The organism is Peribacillus aracenensis (assembly GCF_025175645.1).
GTDB lineage: Bacteria > Bacillota > Bacilli > Bacillales > DSM-1321 > Peribacillus > Peribacillus aracenensis.
This window is the reverse complement of the sequence record NZ_JANZMJ010000045.1, coordinates 1-20,930: the sequence shown is the minus strand read 5'-3', so window position 1 is coordinate 20,930 and position 20,930 is coordinate 1. Positions and strand designations below refer to the sequence as shown.

At 33.7% G+C, this 20,930-nt stretch carries 16 protein-coding genes and 2 pseudogenes; 7 read left to right on the top strand and 11 right to left on the bottom strand.

Annotated features, from left to right (window positions below):
• Positions 1-21 precede the first annotated feature (21 nt).
• The 5 genes from N0M92_RS26905 (at position 22) to xerS (ending at position 3,658) form a co-directional block, all read left to right on the top strand.
• The gene (locus N0M92_RS26905) at positions 22-696 is read left to right on the top strand and encodes a hypothetical protein (RefSeq protein ID WP_260288690.1); all 675 of its coding nucleotides are present in this window, start codon (positions 22-24) and stop codon (positions 694-696) included.
• 719 nt (positions 697-1,415) lie between these two features.
• Positions 1,416-1,823 carry a type VII toxin-antitoxin system MntA family adenylyltransferase antitoxin gene (mntA, locus tag N0M92_RS26900; RefSeq protein ID WP_260288689.1) on the top strand — a complete coding sequence of 136 codons (408 nt, stop codon included), beginning with the start codon at positions 1,416-1,418 and terminating at the stop codon, positions 1,821-1,823.
• Positions 1,813-2,217 carry a type VII toxin-antitoxin system HepT family RNase toxin gene (gene hepT / locus N0M92_RS26895; RefSeq protein WP_260288688.1) on the top strand — a complete coding sequence of 135 codons (405 nt, stop codon included), beginning with the start codon at positions 1,813-1,815 and terminating at the stop codon, positions 2,215-2,217. The genes mntA and hepT overlap by 11 nt, the downstream gene beginning before the upstream one ends.
• Before the next feature lie 15 nt (positions 2,218-2,232).
• Positions 2,233-2,394: a hypothetical protein gene (locus tag N0M92_RS26890; RefSeq protein ID WP_260288687.1), complete on the top strand. Its 162-nt coding sequence runs from the start codon at positions 2,233-2,235 to the stop codon at positions 2,392-2,394.
• A 136-nt stretch (positions 2,395-2,530) separates the two neighbouring features.
• Positions 2,531-3,658, top strand: coding sequence for a tyrosine recombinase XerS (gene xerS / locus N0M92_RS26885; protein WP_260288686.1), 1,128 nt, complete (start codon positions 2,531-2,533; stop codon positions 3,656-3,658).
• Positions 3,659-4,739: 1,081 nt separating this feature from the next.
• Here xerS and N0M92_RS29560 read toward each other — a convergent pair.
• Positions 4,740-7,175 (bottom strand): SEC-C metal-binding domain-containing protein, encoded by a 2,436-nt coding sequence (locus tag N0M92_RS29560; protein WP_397443930.1) that lies wholly within the window; start codon positions 7,173-7,175, stop codon positions 4,740-4,742.
• Positions 7,176-7,631: 456 nt separating this feature from the next.
• Positions 7,632-8,882 carry a helix-turn-helix domain-containing protein gene (locus N0M92_RS26875; RefSeq protein WP_260288685.1) on the bottom strand — a complete coding sequence of 417 codons (1,251 nt, stop codon included), beginning with the start codon at positions 8,880-8,882 and terminating at the stop codon, positions 7,632-7,634.
• Positions 8,883-9,240: 358 nt separating this feature from the next.
• On the opposite strand from N0M92_RS26875, the gene N0M92_RS26870 reads away from it, so the two are divergent.
• Entirely contained in the window at positions 9,241-10,386 is a 1,146-nt protein-coding gene (locus N0M92_RS26870) for a tyrosine-type recombinase/integrase (RefSeq protein ID WP_260288684.1), read from the top strand.
• Positions 10,387-10,824: 438 nt separating this feature from the next.
• On the opposite strand, the gene N0M92_RS26865 is transcribed toward N0M92_RS26870, so the two are convergent.
• From N0M92_RS26865 to N0M92_RS26830, 8 genes and pseudogenes are all read right to left on the bottom strand, one after another.
• Entirely contained in the window at positions 10,825-11,217 is a 393-nt protein-coding gene (locus N0M92_RS26865; RefSeq protein ID WP_260288683.1) for a type II toxin-antitoxin system death-on-curing family toxin, read from the bottom strand.
• 1 nt (position 11,218) lies between these two features.
• The gene (locus N0M92_RS26860) at positions 11,219-11,464 is read right to left on the bottom strand and encodes an AbrB/MazE/SpoVT family DNA-binding domain-containing protein (protein WP_260288682.1); all 246 of its coding nucleotides are present in this window, start codon (positions 11,462-11,464) and stop codon (positions 11,219-11,221) included.
• A 932-nt stretch (positions 11,465-12,396) separates the two neighbouring features.
• A pseudogene (locus tag N0M92_RS26855) lies at positions 12,397-12,785 on the bottom strand (chromosome condensation regulator); the annotation flags it as partial.
• 199 nt (positions 12,786-12,984) lie between these two features.
• A complete protein-coding gene (locus N0M92_RS26850; RefSeq protein WP_260288681.1) occupies positions 12,985-14,223 on the bottom strand; it encodes a HAMP domain-containing sensor histidine kinase in 1,239 nt (412 codons plus the stop codon).
• The gene (locus tag N0M92_RS26845; RefSeq protein WP_260288680.1) at positions 14,220-14,915 is read right to left on the bottom strand and encodes a response regulator transcription factor; all 696 of its coding nucleotides are present in this window, start codon (positions 14,913-14,915) and stop codon (positions 14,220-14,222) included. Before N0M92_RS26845 ends, N0M92_RS26850 begins: the two co-directional genes overlap by 4 nt.
• A gap of 143 nt (positions 14,916-15,058) precedes the next feature.
• Positions 15,059-17,455: an ABC transporter permease gene (locus N0M92_RS26840; RefSeq protein WP_260288679.1), complete on the bottom strand. Its 2,397-nt coding sequence runs from the start codon at positions 17,453-17,455 to the stop codon at positions 15,059-15,061.
• 2 nt (positions 17,456-17,457) lie between these two features.
• Positions 17,458-18,162, bottom strand: a complete 705-nt coding sequence (locus N0M92_RS26835; protein WP_260288678.1) for an ABC transporter ATP-binding protein — start codon at positions 18,160-18,162, stop codon at positions 17,458-17,460.
• Between the two features lie 22 nt (positions 18,163-18,184).
• The gene (locus N0M92_RS26830) at positions 18,185-19,057 is read right to left on the bottom strand and encodes a lipoprotein BA_5634 family protein (protein WP_260288677.1); all 873 of its coding nucleotides are present in this window, start codon (positions 19,055-19,057) and stop codon (positions 18,185-18,187) included.
• Positions 19,058-19,264: 207 nt separating this feature from the next.
• Here N0M92_RS26830 and N0M92_RS26825 point away from each other — a divergent pair, with 207 nt between their 5' ends.
• Positions 19,265-19,519, top strand: a complete 255-nt coding sequence (locus N0M92_RS26825; RefSeq protein ID WP_260288676.1) for an alkaline phosphatase — start codon at positions 19,265-19,267, stop codon at positions 19,517-19,519.
• A gap of 281 nt (positions 19,520-19,800) precedes the next feature.
• Here N0M92_RS26825 and N0M92_RS26820 read toward each other — a convergent pair.
• Positions 19,801-20,604: pseudogene (locus N0M92_RS26820) on the bottom strand (IS110 family transposase); the annotation flags it as partial.
• Positions 20,605-20,930: the final 326 nt, after the last annotated feature.

Genomic DNA, 20,930 nt, shown 5'->3' with positions numbered 1-20,930 from the left:
GATCTTAAGGAGTTATAAAAAATGAAAGTTAATGATGAAATTTTGAGTAGAAATTTACTTCAAATCATCCAAGGAGCCAGTACACAAGAAAAAATTAAGTTACTAGAAAAAAGCTTATTTGAAATCTTGAATTATGATCATAGAAACTTTAATGAAGTTTTGATAACGGAAGTAAAAATAAAAACCAAAAACAAACCTAAATATTTCAAGAATATTCATGTCGGACAAGTTTTTGAAATATTACTTGAAGATGTACAAAAGTACACTTATGGAGTCGTAATACAAGGAGATTTAACACAAACAAAGGATGATGATATACTAATAGCTTATTTAGATATTTTTTCTGATAACCCCCTTGAAGTGAGTGAAATTAGTGCCCATATAGAAAGAAAAAATTTTATCATGATTGCTAATTCAGGCATATACTCTATTATTAATTATAATTGGATATTTGTTTTCACCCATAATGAAGAAATATTTTCTCAAGAAGAACTAAATTTGATATCTTATAAAACCTATTTTATGGGTAAATATTACAAAAGTGTTGGAGATAGTAATAAAGATATAGCTAGTTGTATTAAAATAGAGGAAAAAGAAGCAAACTTTATTCCAAATCCACTTGGTGTTATTGGAGATAGTTCTATTATTAATAAACTTTGTGAATTATATGAAGAAAAGTCATATAGGAATAAATAACTTATTCAAAGAACAATAAAGTGCTTTGGTGCAAATTCATATGACAGCTATTGAGCTAAAATTATTATTGTAAGAACTTCAATTATAGAGCGCTTTAGTGGAATAAGATTATTAATTATGGACTGATCGGTTTTTACCGTTCAGTCTATTTTTATCAATAAGGTACACCCTATTGATAAAAATTACAGTTATTGATTCTCAAAGGTTTAAAACTTATATACTTGATTTTAAATGCCGCATTAGACATAGTGTGATTGGCTCCTCTATTTCCGTTTCATATGTGAATGAATAATAAAGTTGTTTAAAATTTTCATCTAGAAATACAATAACCATCTATCAAAAGTGACCGATAGATGGTTACTAAAGATGTTTAAGAACCATAGTTTTTCGTCCATTCTATGATTTTTAGAAATAATAAAGTTGTTTAATTTAGAAGGCGAATAATCCATACATCTTTACAATCCTTAAACTTCATATTTGAATAAAAAGGCAAGGAAGGTTTACGGTGGATACAAGAAAATACAAAAAGGACCTGGAACATATGTTATAAAATTTAAAAGTGAGAAAAAGTTTATTGGAAAAGGTAACATGAATAGAGCACGTGTTTTAGAGAAAGAGGTTCAACTAATCTTTGCGTAAAATACTAATTTTACGAATAAATGGACATGAGAATGAATGTTTGGTATAATCTTCATATCATAATTAAGGGAGCGTGTCTTATGTATACAGAGATGTTTCAAACCATTCAAGATACCCTCATTAAAAAAATAGATCCTGTTTTCATTATTATCTTTGGTTCTTATGCCAAAAAATCTATACATAAAGACAGTGATATCGATATTGCATTCTACTGTGAGAATCAATCGCTTACTACATATGAAGTTTTTCAGCTGTCACAGGAATTGGCAGATATTCTGAAAATTGAGGTGGATTTGGTCAATATCCGTACAGCCTCCACGGTTTTTAAAGCCCAGATATATACTACCGGTACCATTATATATTCAGCGAATGACACTCTTCTTAAAAACCTCCAAATGACTGCACTAAGCATGTACGCTAAATTGAACGAGGAACGCGAAAACATCTTAAAAAAAATAGGAGAAAGTGGGACCATCTATGAAGAATGATGTGATATTGAACAAAATCAGTGTTATAGAACGTTGCATGAATCGGGTTAAGGTTGTATATGAAAACAATCCAGAAAACCTGAAAGACTATACCAAACAAGACTCCATCATCCTCAATATACAAAGGGCCTGCGAAGCGTCAATCGACTTGGCTATGCATATTGTAGCTGAACAGAAATTAGGGTTGCCCCAAACCAGCAGAGATGCTTTTGACATGCTTCATGGGGCTTTAATTATCGACGAAAATACGGTCAAACGATTAAAGGCCATGGTGGGTTTCAGAAACATAGCTGTTCATGATTACCAGACGGTTAATCTAGACATTTTGCAGCAAATAGTTGCGAATCATCTTGGGGATTTTACTGAATATACAAAACAAATCCTTAAATTTTAATAAAGGAGTTTTATGATGAATTACAAAATCCGAGTTTATGATCTCCATACAAATAAAGAAACAATTAAGGTGGATAAAATTTTTGAAACGAAAGATGCTGCTGAAGCTGCTATCGAAAATCATAAACTTAAAAATCCAGAAAAATATGAGTATGTAAAAATTCCTGTGAAAAGTTAATTATTTCACTCTTATCTTTCTGTGCAAGACCTATTAGGTTGGTAGTTAGTAACTCGAACATAATATTATTATGTAAACAACTATTCGTAAAAATTGAATTTTACGCATAAATTAAAGGTTAAAAAGGAGTAAAACAATGGCCAATACCAGACAACATCAAGTCCATGAACAGAAATTGGAACAACTGGTTAAGTCCATGCCTTTCTATATCGTTGAATATGTTGACAATAAATTGGATATTAGGTCTCCTTCCACCCTCTTGAATTACGTTCTTGATTATAAATTATTTTTGGAATGGCTGATAGCCGAAGGCATTGCTGAGCAGGAGCATATTAAGGATATCCCCCTTTCAGTGCTGGAAAAGTTAAAGTTAATCGAAGCCCAATCCTTTATCAAATTTTTGGAACGGAGAAATATCCCTATCAATAAGAAGGAAACAAAAAAAGCCGAAAAGGTATCCGTCAATCGGAAAATTTCAGCATTACGTTCCCTTTTCAAATATTTAACGACACAGACAGAAAATGAAGATGGTGAACCTTACTTCTATCGAAATGTCATGTTGAAAATTGAAGTGAATAAAGTGAAAGAAACTTTGGGCGCGCGTGCTTCCAGAATATCAACAAAGATTTTCCACAATGATGAGGATGCTCGGTTTCTTGAGTTCGTGAAGCATGACTATGAAAAGGAGCTACCTGAAAAGTCCAGAAAACTCATATATTTTAAAAGGGACAAGGAACGTGATTTTGCAATCTTATCCCTCTTCTTAGGAAGTGGCATCAGGGTGAATGAGTTATCCAACTTAAGGCTACGTGACTTAGATTTCGAAGAAAAACAAATACATGTTTTACGTAAGGGTGGAAAAAAGGATGTTGTGGCAGTCTCTCCTCCGTCTATGCAGGACATAAAAGATTACTTAACTGTGCGAACGGAACGTTATAGAGGATCAAATGATGATACGTCCTATGTATTCTTGACTAGAGTGAATGATGGAGCGACCCCACTTTCCAACCGCGCGATTGAGGCACTAGTAAAGAAGTACACTAAGGCATTTAAGTCCAATAAATCGATGTCTCCACATAAACTTAGGCATACTTATGGAACGAACTTAATGGAGCAGTCAGGAGACATCCATTTGCTGATGACTCAACTGGGTCATACGTCGACTACAACGGCTGCCCTCTATACAAACCCTGAACAGGAGAAGGCTAAAAAGGCTGCGAAACAGCTGGGTGAGAGAAGAACCAATTATCGTGAAAAGGACTAAATGAAAAAAGAGAAGATTTTTCTAGTCTTCTCTTTTTTGTGTTTGAAAAATATAAGATTCCATCTATGCTTCGGTCACTTGGTAAGGCTAAATAACGGTATTTAAATCCATTTATTTAGTAGTCTTACAAGTTGTTCTTAGGTAATATATCTACTCGTATAAAATATATTATACCGTCATTGATAGGTGATCACCTTCTGCCAATAACGGGGACAGGTTCTATACTGATATTTAGAATGAGCCCCTTTTAGGCCGATCCCCTCTAAACCAGGTTGCTGTACTAAAGCAAAAATAATTAAATGTATAGATAGAAAAAAGCACTTAACCTAAAATGGCTGAGTACTTTTTGAGTATTTTTTAAATAAATAACAATCCTTCATGCAACAAATGTTTATCTAATCATAAAATAAACAGCACCTTCCTACTAATAAAGAATGGTTCTGTTACAATTCATTTACTTATGATACGGTTCACCATTTTAATATAGAAGGAAAAAATTGGGTATAGGTTGCTCTTACCAATGCCTTTTTTGTTTAAATTTTTAATTAGTAGCTTATTTCTTTACGCTTATTCTCCCAAAGAAATCAACTCTAATAAAGCTTAGTGATACATAACACATTCATAATCATTTTCATTCACTAATTTGTCAATTTATCTATTTTTCTCAATTAGTAACTTCTCCAGGGACGTGTATTGATCTTCAGATAATGGAAAGAAACTCTAGTCTTTATGAGGTTGGAAATAGTCCACGATATTCTTAACTTCTTTTAAAGTTAATCCAATTCCATCTTTTGGAACACTATAATCCTTTACTACTGGAAGATTTATTGGAAAACCAGAACCTGAATGATAAATTTCACCGTCTTTTCAAGTTCCGTTTACTGTGTTAATTCCCATTATCATTTGTTGATCTGTTAAATCCACTAGCATTTTCGCACCTACAGGGAACCTATAATTCTTATATTTACCTGATAACCCCATTCTTTTATCTTTAAGATCATCAACAACTCAATCTGGATATACTGATTTAATTGTATAATCTAACTTAGACAAATCCTCCCCCCTATTGAATTTTTACTAATTACTTTCCACAGCACTTTTTGTACTTTTTTCCACTTCCACAAGGACATAAATTGTTTCTACCAATTTTCTTTAATTCATTTTGCCTTTTATAGGAAAGTATACGTTGTTGTGCATACCTTTCAGTCAATTCACTAAATTCTAAAGCTCTTTCCGGTGGTATATCATCTTTAGTAAGATATTCAAAGTCCACATTATACAATTCCCCTTTAGCATTATAATCTAAATAGAAAGCTAACCTAATGTCATCATTTGGTTTTAACATTGTTGCAAGTACATAGTCTTTTGCTTTTTCTCCGCTAAATTCACTAATACCATCCTGATTGCAAATGAAAGTAATTTTCGTTTCTCCAAACAGACTTAAAGGCATGACCCTTTTTACTTCTGATTGTCTTTTCATCAAGGTATTCATCTTACTATTAACCTCTATTCGTGTATCACCGTCAAAATTTAGTAAATCACTGGCGACTCTGGTAAATCCACTTTTACTTTGTATATCGAGTATGTCTAGGATTTCTTGTATCTTCTGTGGAATTTCTTGTTTAGGTTTCTTGGGCGTTTCAACGTCTGGGAAAACTAACATTGAAAAGTAATTATCTAACTCTTCCCTATAACCTTGCCAAATTGATATCTTCCCCTTTCTCGATTCAGCAGTTTTAGTGTAGAGGTTATGCTCAATGTAAAGACCCAAATGGTCTAGCTCATCTATAAGTTCTAATTCATTTGATTGAGATGCCTTTATTCTTTGTTCCAAAAAGTGAAGGAACGTACTAGGAGATATGAAGTAATCAGCATAAACCCTCAGTTCATCAATTGAGATGTTCCATAATGGTATTTCCCCTAGTTCAATCCCAATAGCTGATAGCTTATCAATCCTAGCTGCAAACTCGTTAAAATTATCAATTGTAATACTACATGAAGTTATATGCCTATAGTCAGCAATATTTATTTCTTTTATTGGAAGATGCTCATCATTACATGCTGTAATTTTCCCCTCTATATTTAAGGTATCAATAAATCTACTTGCTTGTTCATGAGGTTTCTTTGCAAGATTTTCAATCGATTTAATAAAAGCCTTGAAATCAGTTGAAGGGTGGGTATAGGTAAACGAACCTGCCTTCACTTCTATAACGATTAAATGTTCATCAAATACTAAAATTCCATCACATTCACACCACTGTTTTTTTCCGTTATTACCCGTTTTACTTTGATAGTAGATGGAGTTATACGATTTCGATTCAGGAAGTAACTTATTAAACAAATCAAAAGGCAATTGTTCTGATACCTTCTTTTGCTTCTCGTTCCATTCACTTTTATATTCCGGTTTCAGTCTAAAAATTAATCTTTGAGTAACTCTGTACAAATTATCGAAGAGACTATAGTAATCAAAACAAAAGATTTTGTCCTCTATGCAAATAAAAGGACGTTCTTCCACTGGTAATCTTCGCAATGGCCAACCTGCATAATCACCGTCAGAGTAAAAACTCTTATCTTCTCCTACTTTCCAAGACAACTCTTTTAATAAAGCTCTAGGAAGTCCCGTTACTTTTTCTACATCAAATAAATCATACCCTACAAAACGGCCAATAAACGAGTCACTAAGTTCCTTCAACCCCATTTCGTTTAGCAAGTTACCCATTTCTTCACGAGGTTCTTCCGGAAGATTTTCAAATTTTTGTCCAAGTACGGGGATAGTCTTTTCCATTAGATATTCTAAATCACGCATTGTACTATCCATCCCACGAATCAATGACATTTGCACTTTCCCCATACCTGATAGGAATTCCTGTATACTAATATCAAAGAGTTCTTTAAAGACTTCATCATGTGGGGATAATAAATCAAAATGATGAGTAAATTCATGTACTGGATATCTTTGACCTCTAACTGTAGTTTTTAATTCTTGTGCTTGGACATAAAGAGAATTATAATCCGGATTAAAGTCTGGGTCTGTCTTCTCTAAATAAGCTGAATGAGAAATATGGTATTGACTCAAACTTTTATAAAGTTCAGAAACTTTTCCATAAATAGTGGCCCATTTGTCTGTGTCATCTTTTTCATTCCCACTTTTTGTTGGGTTAGTTGATACAATAACACTTTGTACGTAGTCTAACATTCGTACAGCAACCATTTCTTCAAAGCCATATTGAAATTCGGAGGTGGTCCCTAACATAGACATAAACATATTTCCATAACTTTGATGTAATAGCTTTAATGGATTACAACTTGCTATTAAATTACGAATTTCTTCAACAAGTTGATCTATTTCACTTTTTCTTTTAGGGTATTCTTGTGCTAAATAATTAATATAATTTTGATGATCTTCTTCTGTCATATTATTTTTCATAATAACTTCATTACCAAATCTTGCGATTTCAATTGGTCCATATCTTGCATAATCATCTGGTTTTTTTAATTTTGTTTTACTTTTCCCCATTCATTATACCTCCTAAAAAGCTAAAAAGTGAAAATGCTGAAACAAGCTACAATAGATAAATAAGGCAGTTCCTCTAAATATTACTTACTTAGGAAACTACCTTGCGTTTAACTCTCTAGTTGTTTTAATTTGAGCCACTAAATGTCATATACAACAAAATTCTAACATGTATGAATTGAACTAGAATGCTTAAATATATATTACACCTATAATACTACTAAAGATATACATTTTCCTTTGGATTACATTAGCTGGTGTAATAATATATCTTAATTATAAAAGGCAACGCACTTTCGGAAAACTTTGTTAAAATATGCTAGAGTTTCCGTGGTACATTCATGAATATTTCGTTACGAAGGAAGATACAGCCTCCCCCCTCTATTCTGCAAGGTTATGTTAAAATCCCTAACTAGGATAATAGGGATTTTAACAATTCCCATAAAAAGTTTTATATTGTTATTTTATTATCGACGATAATTTTTGCCCAACCCATTTACTGATACTAATCCCTTCTTGTTCAGATAATTCTGAAATTGTTTCTAACAATTCGATAGGTAATTCAAAACTAGTTTTTCTATTTGGACTACGTAATATCAAAGTATCATCTTCATGATGCATTTCTCCATTGGTTAAATACGGTAAGATATCAGCAATACCAAACACTTCAGATATTAACGGCTTTTCCCCTGCCTTGATGTAGAGTAAAACTGTTTCACTTTGTTCTCTAAGTCGAATGTTTTCCACTCCCCAAATTTCATATAAATAGTCCATGAAGGGATAAAATACAACTTCATTTTTTGGCATCTGAAGCTCAACATAGCCTTTATAATCCAAAGGAGGTTGGTGGATCGAGTATGATGGCTTTAAGGTATAATTTTTAATTCCTTCTTCATACGTCAACCACTTCTGGATATTGGGTAGGTAGAAACCAAATACATTTTCTTCATTACGAACCACACGTGCCTCTGGTATTTTAGACGAATGAAATTTTTGATACAAAGCAATGTCATTTTTTGAATCATAATATTCATATTTTTTTGGTCGTTGTGTTTCAGTTGGTTTGAGTGATTTCTCTGCTTCCTGATAGTCTGTTTCCGAAATTACATACGTGATTCTTTCATCCCCATAAGGGACGGCCTTAGCCTTAATAGAACCATCTTGTATATACTTATACACACTCTGCACAGATAACCCCAATTTCTTTGCCACCTCATTAGGACTCATACCAGTAGGTAAAGATTGCTTTTCATATATTAATCGATCCACTTCCGCTTTTTGATAACGGGCCTCTTTATGTAATCGATGGGGATCCATAATTTTAATGATTTTCTTCTGCTTTCCATAATGGTAGACCGTTGCCTTGGATACGCCTAATAAATCCGCTACTTCTTTTTGTGTATACCATTCCACTTTATCCCCCTCCCATCCTTCTTGATGATCCGTTCCTTTTATGGGAACATCCCTTTGGTTCCCATTGGTCAATTCCTCATGATACAAGACTGCTTCCGCCTGGCCGAATTTCACACGATATTGGAGACGTGGGTGTTCGATCACTTCCAAAATCATGCCTTCTTTTTTTTCAAATTGTTTAAAGTAGTAAAAGCTCTCTGGGTCTTCTTCTTCCGTACATGTTGGGAGAACATAAACCGTTTCCCCCATTTCATAGGAGGCAGTCTGCGAGTTTTTTTCAAGGTTTAATTTATTCATGATTTGTCTCTTCACCTTTTATCTTTTATTGTTATATCTTTTTCTATCTCATGATTAGCTATTTATTTCCTATATCTATCATAATATATAATATGTATTTAAATAAGTGTATTTATAAATTTCTTTTAAATAAACATTATAGATATAATATTTGATTCAAATATTATATCTATAATTTAAGAATCTAATTATATACTAATTGTACCAAACCTAAATAAAGATAGAATTTATTTATGTCTTTCATAATTAATTACCTCTTGTCATTTGTTATAATGTAAGTAATATTCATTAAAGGGTATGTATTATATATAGACTTTATCTTATAAATAGTTGACTTATAAAAGTGAGGGATACAGGTATGCATGAACTGATAGTAAAAACGAAAGGACTTCAGAGTAGTGCATGGAAAAAAAGCCTTTCAGACATTTCAATACACACGTTACAAGAACGATTAGATACGGCAGAGAAGAATGGGCACGACCCTTTTTCCAATTTTAGTGATGTAGACATGCTACAGTGGTTTCTTCACCGACGGGAGCATTTAAAGCAGCAACATGAAAAGTCCACCCGCACCGTACAAGCCTATGAGCGAGAACTTCTTCAATTTATCGAACAAGTGCTCACTTATTCAGTGGAAATCAATGTAGACTTTGAAAAAGTTGCGGACGGTTCCCTCTTTAAATCTCTATCTACCCGGCACATTCGAAGATATCAGGAGTGGTTATCAGAAAAAAGCCCCTATGTCTTAACAAAAGGAGCGTATTCCGTTGCCACCTTATCCCGAAAGACAACCATCATTAAAAATTTTTTGAAATTCCTGTTCGAATCAGGCTATATTTCTGAACCCATTCATGAAGGTTTCTTTAAAATCAATATTCGTAAAGATGATCGCCCCAACCGTGATTTGGGACCAAAGGAAGTCATTCAGCTACTTGATTACTTCAAAAAGATCAACCACCCCATCGTTTTTTCGATTATTCATATCCTAACGATGACAGGCATGCGTAATGAAGAGTTTACAAGACTCCGAATCAAGGATCTTCAATATGATTCCATTACTAGTACGTATTTTTTAGAGGTCCTAGGTAAAGGAAATAAAAGAAGGCAAATACCATTAAAAGATAAAGGAATGAATAGCATTCGCATGTTCCGTTCAGCCAGAGGAATCGATGATCTAGATGCAGTAGATGGTGACGCCCCCCTCTTTACGACTAATACTGGCCGTGCATATTCTCCCTCTTATTTGTCTCAATACTTAACAAAAACCATTAAAGAGAGTGGAGTAGCTTTTTTGAGGTTTCGTTCTACTTCCATCGGTCCTCATACATTTAGGCATGCTTTTGCCATCATTTCTCACTTAAATGGAGTGGATGTCTATCAGATTATGAAGAGTCTGGGCCATGAGCAGCTCTCTACTACAGAGATTTATTTGGAAAAGGTTTTTGAAAAAGAACGACATGCGATTCATTTGTGGAAATCAGATGTGTTTGGGGAGTATATATAATAGAAGAAACTCGTCATAAATAGAAAAGTTTTTGCTATTGTTAGGACCTTAATTGAATGGCACGTCCTTTAATTTCGAGAATGGTTGAAAGATTGAAGTTATAAAAAAGGTCGAGCTTAATAAAAGATACTTTCATACCTTTCAAGTAGATTATTCAGCGATTATACAGACTTCCAAATCAATTATTAATAAATCATTTAGTAATTGTTACATCTTTACTTTATTTCTTAACACTTCTTTTTATAAGAAATAGAAGAATAAAAGAGGGGTCAAGTCATTTTGATGGCTTAATCTCTCATTTTTAGAATATTCACTTATTATATTCTAAATTTCAGCATGTAATTGTGCTTTTCATCATTTTTATATTCTTTCCATGTTATAAAACCAATCTTAGGCAAAGACCAAATTGACTTAAATGCACCATAAATCTCTTTCCTTTTATAAAGGCTTTATGTTCTCTTGGATAATTCTTGCGATAGCTTTAAAATCATACTTATGATTAACGACATCTACAACAAAATCCTGTTCGTCTTCTATTCCCATTAGCCATTTATAATGATTGATCTTTAGAAACATAATAAGAGCTGTCCTCTTGTTTGCATTGTGGAAAGAATGATTTTTAGAAATGGATTCGAATAATGCTCCAGCCTTTTCATGAATAGATGGGTAAGCATCATTCTCAAAAACAGTTTGTCTGGGTCTGTTCACTGCAGAATCAAGGAGACCGGGATCTTTCACTCCGATTTGTTCAGTAGGAGAATAAACTTTTATTTGAATGGCGTTGATAGCAATAATTTGATTAGTGGAAAGATAGATAATATCAAACGTCATATTATCTATCCACCAAACCCTTGAATGCTTCGTCATGTTCTTTAATAACGTCTGATAACATTTCCATAAATTCTGCATCTACACCTTTAGGTAATTTTACATTTTTATTTTTCCTTAAAAAAATTTCTTCACCCTTAAACTCAACCTCTAATTCGTCTCCAAAAGCTAAATTTGCAGTTTTTAGCATTTCCATTGGAAACGTAATACCCAAGCTATTACCGACTTTGGTTAATTTCCTAATAGCCATTATTCATACCTCCTACAAAACATGTTATAATTGTTATTACTATTATAACAGTAGTCATTATTGTTTATACTGCTTTTTTTTTAAATTTGTTATTTTTCATTCGAACGTCCACTATTTTACTCATTTCTTATCTTTTCGTCTTATTCTATAACAAATGTTCGTAAAAATGGTTGTAAAACCACGAACGTATGTAAATCATTTTCCATCTTTTACGAACGGCAGCAATATTGCAATACCGCCCGGAATTTTTTACGCTATGAGAATTCCAACCTAAAAAATTGATCTCCTCTATGTTAAGGAATTGTATTACTTCTTCTTTAATGCATCCGTTATATCCATACATTGGATTGCCCCGTAAAAATTAACAGTTATATATATGAGGCTATATCACACTATAAAAGGGTATGATTTATCTGCTTTAAGGAGGTTTTTCATCATGACAAAAAACAATCAACAGCAAAAAAAAATAAACACTCAACTATTGGAGTAAACTTTACTGATACTCAATTAGGACAAGAGCTTGCAAATATTCACCAAGAAGTTTCTCAATTAATTCAAACCGTATCTCAATTTCAAAAGTCTCCACAAGGCGCCCAAACAAATCAAGCTTCAAGCGATGGAAACATTTAGTTCCCAAGCTCAACAAAAATGCAGAAAACAGATCAACAAGATGAAAATCCAAAAGAAAAAAAAGATTATGATAAAGCATGGGAAGATGACCGTTTTTAATAGAGGACATCTTCGCTTAATTTCACTAACCTACCCCGTTTTTTGCATAAGAAAAAGCTAACCTAAAGACAGCTTCGATTTTCAGCTAACGCACCCGTTAGTTAAGAAAAGCGAAACTCATTCAAGAATCGCGCCCCTTTAATAGAATAGCCTTATTTCTCAAGCAATGCTCATGTGATTCTCTGGCTTGTTGTTATTAAAAACTAATTGCCGGGTAGTTGGATACCGCGCCAGCCGCTTATATCACATTGACCATATACATTATCACCCACAGCAATCACGTTCCGTCTGATTTAAGGCTGATCGTATGTGTGCAACCTGCCGCAACTGCTACAATATCGCACCAGTCACTTACATTGCATTGACCATACTCATTCCAGCCCACAGGCAGCCACAGTTCCATCCGATTTAATGCCGATGGTATGACTACTCCCACCGATATCGCCACAATACCGCGCCAGCCACTCACATCGCATTGCCCTACCTTATTTTGACCCACAGCAAACGCCGTGCCATCCGATTTAAGCCCAACAGTATGAAGATAACCCGCCGCAACTGCCACTATGCCTCGCCAGTCGCTTACATTGCATTGGCTCTTCATTCGCCTCCGAGTACTGACTATTTAACAGTAAGTACCAACTTTTTAGCATAGGCAAAAGGCTTTTCACAGATTCTTCCTCCAGACTTTGAGTTTGTGTCGTAACTACTCATTTCAACATTTTGAGGAAGTACTCCTTTTTTGTGTTTCAAAACTATCTAGGGCTTCTAATTATGAAATTCATTCATTTATATTAATATTTCATAATCGTAATAATAAATTTAGTGAAAACAGTTTTTTCACTTTCTACCTTTATATATCCATTGTGTGCTTCAATAATTGATTTTGCCAATGCCAAGCCAATTCCAATCGAATCGCTTTTTTTAGAATTATGTCTCTTATAAAACCTTTCAAATATATGTGGTATATCTTCAGGTGCAATCCCTTCACCAAAGTCCTTTATGGTAATTTCTGTATAAATAGGGTTAGATTCTACTTTTATAGCGATGAAACTATCATGATCAGAATGCTCTATAGAATTCTTGAGGATATTAAGTAGTGCTTCTTGCAACCAAATTTTGTCGTGAAAGACAATTATTTCTTCTTTAGATTCAATATTTATCGTCATATTTTTTTCGGATATTTTACTTTGTAGGTTATCGAGAACGTCATAGATGGTCTCCATGATATCATTATTTTCTTTCTCAAAAGATACAGCATGGGCGTCTATTCTTGATACCTTTAACAAATTTTGAATTAGTACATTCATTCTTGAAATTTGAACTTGATTGTTTTGCAGAAAATGATATTTTTCTTGGTTAGATATTTGTTTATTTCCTAAGATATCATTATTCACCTGTAAGGTTGAAAGGGGCGTTTTTAACTGATGTGAAATATCCTGCAATATTTGTACCAAGAACTTCTTTTCTTCCTGTAAATCCGTCATACTTTTTCTAATTACATCTTTCATCGAACGAAAAGAAAGGGCCAGCTTTCCAAAGTCCCCTTCTTTATTTTCGTTTACCGTGACAGAATAATCACCCGAAATGATTTTATTTGCTGCAAAAGTGAACTCTCTAATTTTCGAAAAAAATTGTTTGAATTGAAGATAATTTACTAGAATCAATAGTAGAGCAAACACTAGAAATCCGCATAACAAAAATTGACTATTTTGAGCAACTCGCTTGTTTAAATAAGGAAATAACTCTAAATTTAAATCATCTGTCAAACCATATTCTTGAAATATTTCCTTTCCTATTTCTGAGTAAGATTGTATATCACTCGAATTACCCGTAACAATCTCCATAATTTCGTGTTCTTGCTCGGGGTTTATTTCAACAAGCTTTGCAGTAACAGCTCCCCACACTTTAACATTATCTTCTTTCAATTGTTCGTAAAACATATTAGTCAAAACAAATTGATAGATAAAAAACACCATTAATACCCCGATTAAAATAGTTATGCTGCGTCTCATCTCAAAGTTTTTTTTCATTTTTTCTTACTCACATCCTCGTCCCATCTGTAGCCGAGTCCCCTCTGAGTCACAATATAGTTGGGTTTTTTCGGATCGTTTTCTATCTTATCTCTTAGTCGTTTTATATACACAGACAGCGTGTTTTCATCAAAAAACACACCACTGTCTTCTGTAATCGCTTTTAATATCACATCCCTTGTCAAGGTTTTATAGGCATGTTGCATGAAAGTCAAGAGAAGCTTATATTCTAAATTTGTTAGCGAAATTTTTTGATCTTTCTTATAAACCTTGGTTGCATGTATTTCTATTTTGATATCTCCTGATTTCCATACTTCATTTGTATAATGTGCAGTTTTTCGACGCAATTGTACTTTTACTCTCGATAAAAGCTCTTTTACTCTAAAAGGTTTGGTAATATAGTCGTCACCACCAATATCAAGCCCCATCACAATATTCGCTTCTTCATCAAGTGCCGTTAGAAAAATGACGGGGATATCACGTTGTCTTTTCATATATACACATAAATCATAACCATTTCCATCCGGAAGACCAACATCTAATACGACAAGATCGAATGAATTATTATCATATTGTTGCTTTGCACCCTTTACTGTAGACACCCTTATTACTTCATATCTCTCACCTTTAAGTGAAAATTCAATTGCCATTGCAAGTGCCTCATCATCTTCAACAAATAGTATTTTATCCATATTTCCCCTACTCCCCCAAATCATTTGTTAATACTATTCTTTTCTTTATCATACATCATTAAACCTTTTGCCCGTCACAAAGGCAGGATGGATATATCAAAAAGTCCGACTTTAGATAAGCCGGACTTTTGATGATTAGCACATTATTCTTCCCTAATTACGTCTATGACATTGTCCCTTTCAATTTTCTTTAGTGGCATTCGAACAGACAAATAGCTGATAATAATTGCCGCGACGAAAGTGATTAAGCACGCTTGGTATGGGAGCGACCACCCTATCTCAACAGTACCGGAGATAGCTAAATATATAATATACGATAAGAGAAGTCCAAAGAATATCCCTTGTAAACTGCCAAAAAATCCATAGATAATCCCTTCATAAGTAATCATCTTTTTCAGGTTTTTTTGTGACATTCCTATCGATTTTAGAGCAGCTAATTCCTTTCTTCTCATGATAATACTAACAGTAATCGTATTTAATATATTGACGCTACTAATCAATGTAATCACAACCATAAATCCATAAACAAGTACTTTAATCAATAACATGTTTTGGCTTGCTTTATTGTTCATATCTATATGGTTTATAATACTAATATTTTGGTTACTGTCAAATAATTGTTTGATATTTGCTGAAGTTGAAGTATCCAAGGACACGTCTTCTGTGGTTATACCATAACCGGTAAATTGGGGTGATGATTTTGTTATTCGCTCCACTACTTCTTGGCTAGAAATAAAGGTCAGCGAATTGGATAATTCATCGCTAAATAAATCTGATTCTACAATCGCCATGATTTGAGCAGTGTGGATTCCTTCTTTACCTGTAATTGTAAGATTTACTTTGTCTCCTACTTTGAAATTGCTTAAAGGACCGATGTATAATTTATTTGTTTCTGCATTTGTAGAACGCCCATTTTTGACTAAAATAACTCCATTGTGTTGATTCAATTGTTTGCTATCTATAATATCTCCTATATCCCCATTAATCACCAGATCCTTTAATCTGTGTAATGATGGTTGATCATATGCTTTTATGGATGATTCCATGTTCCTCCCTCGCAGAACATCTATTTGTTTATTTTCTGGTACTGTTATTTGAAAAGGCTGTTCCCTATATTGCTTATATACGCTAGCAATATTGTAAGTTTGTTTTAACTTTTTATAAATAGACTCTATGTCCTTTGTTGAGGCTTGGTTCTGATTAATTGATATCGTGATATCAATTATAGAAGGTTTTTTTGTATTTGTTTTAAAAGCTATATCCATTAGAAAGGAAAAAGTAATAAACAATACACAGCTAATAATAATCGAAAGAATGGTAACATTATATCGATTTTTATTTCTTTTCACATTTTTAAGTGCCAAACTTAAAGGAAGTGAAAAAGGTCGTTTCATCGTCTTCCTTTTTTGTTTCTTAGTCCCTTCTTTTTTGATATATAGTCTACTACTTATAGCTAATAATGGAGAAATCTTTCCTGCAAACAATGCCGGAAAATAACTAGAAGCATAAACTGTTGCCATTGTTATAAGTGAACATATACCAACAACTTTCCAATCAATAGCAAATTGTATGATCGAATTATCACCATCCATGACATAGGAAAAGATCAAATTGAGTATAAATACAGCCAAAAAACTAAAAAGAACACCTATTGGAATTGCAAGAAATACTAAAATGGAAGCTTCACTTAATACAATTTCTCTCAATTGTTTCCTTGTAGCGCCAATACTTCTCAGTAATCCAAACTGCTTTATACGCTCAACAACACTGATTTGAAAGGCATTATATATAACAACAATCGTTGAAATAACGACAATACTAATCGCAATAGCGACTATTGACATCATCGTTTTATCTGGATGTAAAAGTTTTACTAGTTGATGATTCACGACGATATTTTTTTCATCACTCAGTGATTTCAATCCATCGATGGTTTTGTTCATGTCTGATTTGGGATTAATTGATGTTAATATTCTGCCCTCCCCAATTGTAAATGTATCTTTAAAGGTTAAGAACCTTCCGCTTTTTTGTTCTTGGGTATAGTCTTGATTTTCAAGCAAACCAACCAGTTCATATTTCTTTCCATTAAATACAAAGGAATCATGCAATTTTAGATTAGGATGAATATAAGGAATCACCCATTCATCTAAAGCTGCTTCTTCAGCATTTTTTGGAACTCTTCCTTTTTTAATACTGTACATTAAGAATTTCATTGCCTGCTTATTTGCATAATTATATTGAACATTTATATCATCAAGCTTGATCGTCTCACCTTGAGACATTAAGCCATACGTATCAATATTAGGGTTATTTTCCACCTTATCCAAAGTTTCTTGGTCATAATTTGATATCCCAACATGAAAAGAAGTACCCGTTAGTCTTTTTACGTTTTCAATTTGGGCAGCTTGTGAGCCTTTAAAAAATAGTCCGACTGTTGTAATTAAAGACACAGCTAAGATGATTGCCAATAACGTTAACAGGGTTCGCTTGATGTTACTTTTTAAATATCTTTTTCCCAGTTGTTTGTAACTTTGAATCAATTTTAATCCCCTCCAGACCGGGGCTTATTGATAAGATGTTCATCTGAGATAATTGCACCATCCTGTAGCCTGATAATTCGATCCGATTTTGTTGCAATGTCCATTTCATGTGTAATCAAGATCACCGTCTGGTCATATTTTTTTGCCGTAATCTTTAATAATTTCAAAACTTCTTCTGTGTTTTTTGTATCTAAATTACCGGTAGGTTCGTCCGCTAGAATGATACTCGGTTTATTGATCAGTGCTCTGCCGATTGATGCTCTTTGCTGTTGCCCTCCTGAAAGTTCAGATGGCAAATGGGTTCTTCTCTCATCAAGACCCAAGATTTTAGTAATTTCATTTAAATAGGCTTGATCGACTTCCTCGTTGTCTAACATGGCGGGCAATACAATATTTTCTTCCACATTGAGTACAGGAATCAGATTAAAAAACTGAAAGATGAAACCTATCTTTCTTCTTCTGAAAATGGATAAATCATCATCTTTGTAGGTATATATATTCTGATCATCAATCAAAACCTTTCCAGATGTGGGTCGATCCAGCCCGCCTAGTATATGCAAAAGCGTACTTTTTCCCGATCCGGATGCACCTATGATTGCAACAAACTCCCCTTTTTCGATGGAGAGATTAATATCTTTTAACGCTTCCACTTTGTTCGTTCCATCACAGTATGTCTTTGTTACATTTTCAAGCTGTACAATTTTCATTCTGCATCACTACTCTCTATCATTAGTCTTGCACATCTACAAAGTTAATATGATCTCTGCTTTCAGGATAAACATTCGAAATCTTAGACAAAACCTCTTCCACTTTATTCTTGTTCTTAAAGTCAAAATGAATGTCTTTAAACTGAATCAATGAAATCATTGTCTGGTCTTCTTTCAGCTTGTTATATGCTTCTGCATCAAGGATTATCAAATCCATTGGAGCATAACCAATCCAAGCTTGATTTTTCACATGCTGTACAGGCACCAACTGGTCACCTAAGTCTAATTTACCATCTACGATTTCATCATCAGAAAAAGAAAACAGTAAATTATCTCCACTCTCTAGCTCTTCTAATTTAGATATTGGTTTTGATATGATTGATGTATCACCAGGATCTTTACGAGCTCTGATGATTCCTTTTTCAATGAATTTTTCTGCTGTTGATTTTGTAATAACAGCATATTTATTTTCTATGATTTCTTCTTTTTCACCAAATTCCTTTTGTTGCGCTTTTGATAGCTCTCTAACTTTTCTCGTTGTGACGAGTTTATAATGATAGTCGGCTGTTTGTTTCGTATTTTCTTGATATAATTGTTTAACATCTTTTACATTCTGTTCCGTTCCCGACACCAAAATTCCATCCACCGATTGTTTGGGCCCCTCTACATATCTTTTCACACCATATCCTATACTAAGAAAAACTGCGATTATAACACAAAACACAATTATTTTTTTCATGATTTTCATTGCACCTCTTTCTGATTTGTTAATTTGATTATAAGTTCCTTTCATATAAAAACGAATGACTGCTGCCTTACGGTGTAATAGCTGAATCTTACAATTTAGTAAGACTACCTTTCTTATTCTTTTTTTAGTATCTATGGAAAATAACATTTTAATTTTTTTCCAAAATAAAAGTCGTTTTAAGAAAGGTAGAATACGGGTTCACGAATTTTTTAAATGACTTTATTATGATGAAACCATAACAAGTGTATTTTGAAAGATTAATGAGCGTGATAATTACATATATTTATCTATTAAATCATCATTTAATAGATAAAAGTAACGGACCTCGTAAATCAACGTTTACGAGGTCTTAAAATGCTTGTTTTTGTCTATTTACTAGTCTATACTAGTTTTGGTGATCAACCAATTAAAGATTCAAATAACGTAGCGTACACAATTAGTAATATTATCAGTGAACATGCTTTAATTGGGTGGAATAGCAAAGCTCATACAGATACAGATGTACCCCTTTATGCATATGGAAAAGGAGCTCAATCATTTAGTGGGCTAAAACAAACCACAGATATTGCCAACTTAATAGCAAAGGCAATGAATGTGAACCTCAAATAGATTAATTAAAGAGAAACTAAAGATTCAACAGTGACGATTTTCTTTTAGGAAGTATCTATAAAAGCCAAACCCCTGATACACCTCGGTTTGGCTTTTAGTCGTTTTTAATCGTTTATTCAGGATTCATTCAACCTTTTCTTCTGTATCTACTCTACTTTGCGCTCTATGACACAAACCCTGTCACTACCCTTAATGTAAAGCGCCCAAATAGAGGATGCACTGGGGATATCTCTTTATCAAAATCACTAACATTGTTAAGAAGTTTTTGATACTCCTCTGATTTGGAGTTGTAAGACTGCGAGATCATACTCCTCTAATAATTGTTCCAAATGAAATTTATACGCTTCAAGTGCTTGTTTTGTGCCGACAGATTTCCTAGCTAACTGCAGAAGTAATTGAGCCTTCTTTAATCCAGGCTGCCTCTTCATTATTGATTTCCAACCTGAAACAACATCATGAAGTTCCATTGGGGATGGAAATAAACGAAGTGTGGCGATTGCCCCTTAGCTGAAATGTCTTTAAATACTTGCCTGAGTTCGGGAAAGACAACATCCACCCAACCGTTTAATTGATTAATAGTGCTAACGAGTCGTTTAACTACCACATCACGGTTAGACATAAGGACCCTAAGTATTTCAAATGATTCTGAAGTGTTCCTGACAAAGGTAGTAACCGTTCTTCACCATATCAGCGATGACCAGGGCATCTTTCTTATCATTTTTCGACTGAGTATTATCACGGTTTTCTTTATTCCTTTTTACTAAGTGAGGGTTTACCGTTACTACCTCAATTCCTTGTTTAAATAGCCATTTTGTAAGATTAATCCAGTAATGGCCTGTAGATTCCATTCCCACGATGGCTGCCTCCAGTTTATTTAATCTTTGAAGCTTATTCATCCATTTTAATAAACTAGCAAACCCATCTTCACTATTTTCAAATGTAAGTGGATCTCCGACTACAATTCCACGGAAATTCACTGCTCTAGCCACATGTAATTGTTGGGCAATATCCACTCCAACAACAAGGTGATTATCGGAAATTCTTTCTATTAGTTGATTTTGTTTATCTTGCATTTTAAACTTCATATTAGGGTTCCTCCTAAGGTTTTGAGTTAGAGTGGTTTCTTACTCATATCTTACTGAGGAGCCCTATTTTTTTCAAAGCTGAAAAATAACGAACTACAGGAATGCTAACCTGCCCCGTTAGTCATAATGAACGAAAACGGCTCCCATCGCTTAACGTAGATTGCACTTGGTCATAATGTTACTACCAAAAATAAAAAAACAAGTGTAGAGCTACACACGAAAAGGAGCCTATATTATGAAGGATGTTCAAAAATTTGTTGGTTTAGACGTATCTAAAGATTCAATTGCTGTTGCGATTGCTGATTCTGGTCGTGGTGAACCTAGAT